This window comes from Limimaricola sp. G21655-S1, assembly GCF_027213785.1.
Lineage (GTDB): Bacteria > Pseudomonadota > Alphaproteobacteria > Rhodobacterales > Rhodobacteraceae > Limimaricola.
Genome location: NZ_JAPWGO010000053.1, coordinates 1 through 3,036, shown reverse-complemented (window position 1 = coordinate 3,036; position 3,036 = coordinate 1). Strand labels below are relative to the sequence as shown.

The 3,036-nt window shown below is 68.8% G+C and carries 2 protein-coding genes; both read right to left on the bottom strand.

The window, feature by feature from the left end; genetic code table 11:
- The coding region (locus O4G76_RS19700) for an NAD(P)(+) transhydrogenase (Re/Si-specific) subunit beta (protein ID WP_269398857.1) at positions 1–1,484 on the bottom strand (1,484 nt) is incomplete at its 3' end.
- A gap of 12 nt (positions 1,485–1,496) precedes the next feature.
- On the bottom strand, positions 1,497–3,036 hold a 1,540-nt coding region (locus O4G76_RS19695; RefSeq protein ID WP_269398856.1), incomplete at its 5' end, for a Re/Si-specific NAD(P)(+) transhydrogenase subunit alpha.

Below are 3,036 nucleotides of genomic sequence, written 5' to 3'. Positions count from 1 at the left end.
AGCAGTTCATCGAGCGATTTCTTGGCGTCGCCGTAGAACATGCGTGTGTTGTCCTTGAAGAAGAGCGGGTTCTCGATGCCGGAGTAGCCGGTGCCCTGGCCGCGCTTGGAGACGAAGACCTGCTTGGCCTTCCAGACCTCGAGCACCGGCATGCCGGCGATCGGCGAGTTCGGGTCGTCCTGCGCGGCGGGGTTCACGATGTCGTTCGAGCCGATGACGATGGCGACGTCCGTCTCGGGGAAGTCGTCGTTGATCTCGTCCATCTCCATGACGATGTCATAGGGCACGCGGGCCTCGGCCAGGAGCACGTTCATGTGCCCGGGCAGCCGCCCCGCCACCGGGTGGATCGCGAAGCGCACGGTCTTGCCCTGCGCCCGGAGCCGGCGGGTCAGCTCGGAGACCGACTGCTGCGCCTGCGCCACCGCCATGCCGTAGCCCGGCACGATCACCACGCTGTCGGCCTCCTCCAGCGCCTGCGCCACGCCCTCGGCGTCGATCGCGATCTGCTCGCCCTCGACCTCCATCGCCGGCCCCGCGCTGCCGCCGAAGCCGCCGAGGATGACCGAGACGAACTTGCGGTTCATCGCCTTGCACATGATGTAGCTCAGGATCGCGCCCGAGGAGCCCACCAGCGCGCCGGTGACGATCAGCAGGTCGTTGCCCAGCGTGAAGCCGATCGCCGCCGCGGCCCAGCCCGAATAGGAGTTCAGCATCGACACCACCACCGGCATGTCGGCGCCGCCGATGCCCATGATCAGGTGCCAGCCGATGAAGCCGGCGATGATCGTCACCAGCACCATGGTCCAGATGCCGGCGCCGGTGAGGTAGAGAAGCCCCAGCGCCAGGCACAGCGCCAAGGCGGCGGCGTTGAGCATGTGGCCGCCGGGCAGCTTCTTCGGCTTGCCGTCGACGCGGCCCGCGAGCTTGCCGAAGGCCACCACCGAGCCGGTGAAGGTCACCGCGCCGATGAAGATGCCGAGGAACACCTCGGTCTTCAGGATGCCGATCTCGGTCGCGTCCTTCAGCGCCAGCTTCTTGCCGAAGCCGGTGAGCTCGCCGAAGAAGCCGCCGCCCGCCGCCGCGAGCTCGTCCGGGTCCAAGAGCGCCAGCGCCGCGCGGTCGAGCCCGTGGGTCGCCAGCAGCGCGTTGATGTCCGACAGCATGATGTCGGCGTTGAGCCCGATGAACACCGCCGCGAGGCCGACGAAGCTGTGCAGCGCCGCGACCAGCTGCGGCATCTCGGTCATCTGCACCCGGCCGGCGACGATCCAGCCGGCGAAGCCGCCCGCCGCGATCGCGATCAGGATGAGAACGAGGTTGTGCACGCCGGGGCCGAACACGGTGACGAAGACCGCCACCGCCATGCCGGCGATGCCGTACCAGACCGCGCGCTTGGCGCTCTCCTGGTTCGACAGCCCCCCGAGCGACAGGATGAACAGGATGGCCGCGACGATATAGGCGGCGGAAACGATGCCGATGCTCATGATCCGGCCCCCTTACGACTTGCGGAACATGGCGAGCATCCGGCGCGTGACCAGGAAACCGCCGACGATGTTGATCGAGGCGATCAGCACCGAGATGAAGGACAGGAAGACCACCAGCCAGTTGCCCGAGCCGATCTGCAACAGCGCGCCGAGGATCACGATGCCCGAGATCGCGTTGGTCACCGCCATCAAGGGCGTGTGCAGCGAATGGCTGACCCCCCAGATCACCTGGAAGCCGACGAAGCAGGCCAGCGCGAAGACGATGAAGTGGCTCATGAAGCTCTCGGGCGCGACCGCGCCGATCAAGAGCATCACCAGCGCCCCCGCGGCCAGCAGGCCGATCTGGTCCTTGGTCTGCTTGCGGAAGGCCGCGATCTCCTGGCCGCGCCTTTCCTCGACCGTCAGCTCGCGCGGCTTGTCCTTCTTCGGCGCCGCGGCGATGGCCGCCGTCTTCGGCTTCGGCGGCGGGTAGGTGATCTCGCCGCGATGCGCCGCCGTGGCGCCGCGGATCACGTCGTCCTCCATGTCGTGCTCGACGACGCCGTCCTTGTTCGGCGTCAGGTCGGCCATCATGTGGCGGATGTTGGTGGCGTAGAGCGTCGAGGCCTGCTGCGCCATGCGGCTTGGAAAGTCGGTGTAGCCGATGATCGTCACGCCGTTCTCGGTGACGAACTTCTCCTCCGGCACCGTCAGCTCGCAGTTGCCGCCGCGCTCGGCGGCGAGATCGACGATCACCGAGCCGGGCTTCATCGCCTCGACCATATCCTTGGTCCACAGCACCGGCGCGTCGCGGCCCGGAATGAGGGCGGTGGAGATGACGATGTCGATGTCGGGGGCCAGCTCGCGGAACTTGGCGAGCTGCTTCTCGCGGAACTCCGGGCTGGAAGGCGCGGCGTAGCCCCCCGTGGCCGAACTGTCCTGGCTGTCCTCGAAATCGAGATAGACGAACTCGGCGCCCATGCTCTCGATCTGCTCGGCCACCTCGGGGCGCACGTCGAAGGCGAGCGTCACCGCGCCCAGCGAGGTTGCGGTGCCGATCGCGGCGAGACCGGCGACGCCGGCGCCGATCACCAGCACCCGCGCGGGCGGCACCTTGCCGGCCGCCGTCACCTGGCCGGTGAAGAAGCGGCCGAAGTTGCTGCCCGCCTCGATCACCGCGCGGTAGCCCGCGATGTTGGCCATCGAACTGAGCGCGTCCATCTTCTGGGCGCGGGAGATCCGCGGCACCATGTCCATCGCGATCACCGTGGCGCCGGCGTCCCTGGCGCGGCCCAGCGCTTCGGCGTTCTGGCCCGGGTAGAAGAACGAGATCAGCGTCTGGCCCGCGCGCAGCCGCCCGAGCTCCTCGTCCAGCGGCGGCCGCACCTTGGTGACGATCTCCGCCTCGGCCCAGAGCGTCGCGGCGTCCGGCACCACCCGCACCCCCGCCGCCTCATAGGCCGCGTCGGTGAACCCCGCCGCCAGACCCGCCCCCGCCTCGATCAGGCACGCATGCCCCAGCTTCGCCAAGTCCCGCGCCGACGCAGGCGTCATCGATACCCGCGCCTCGCCG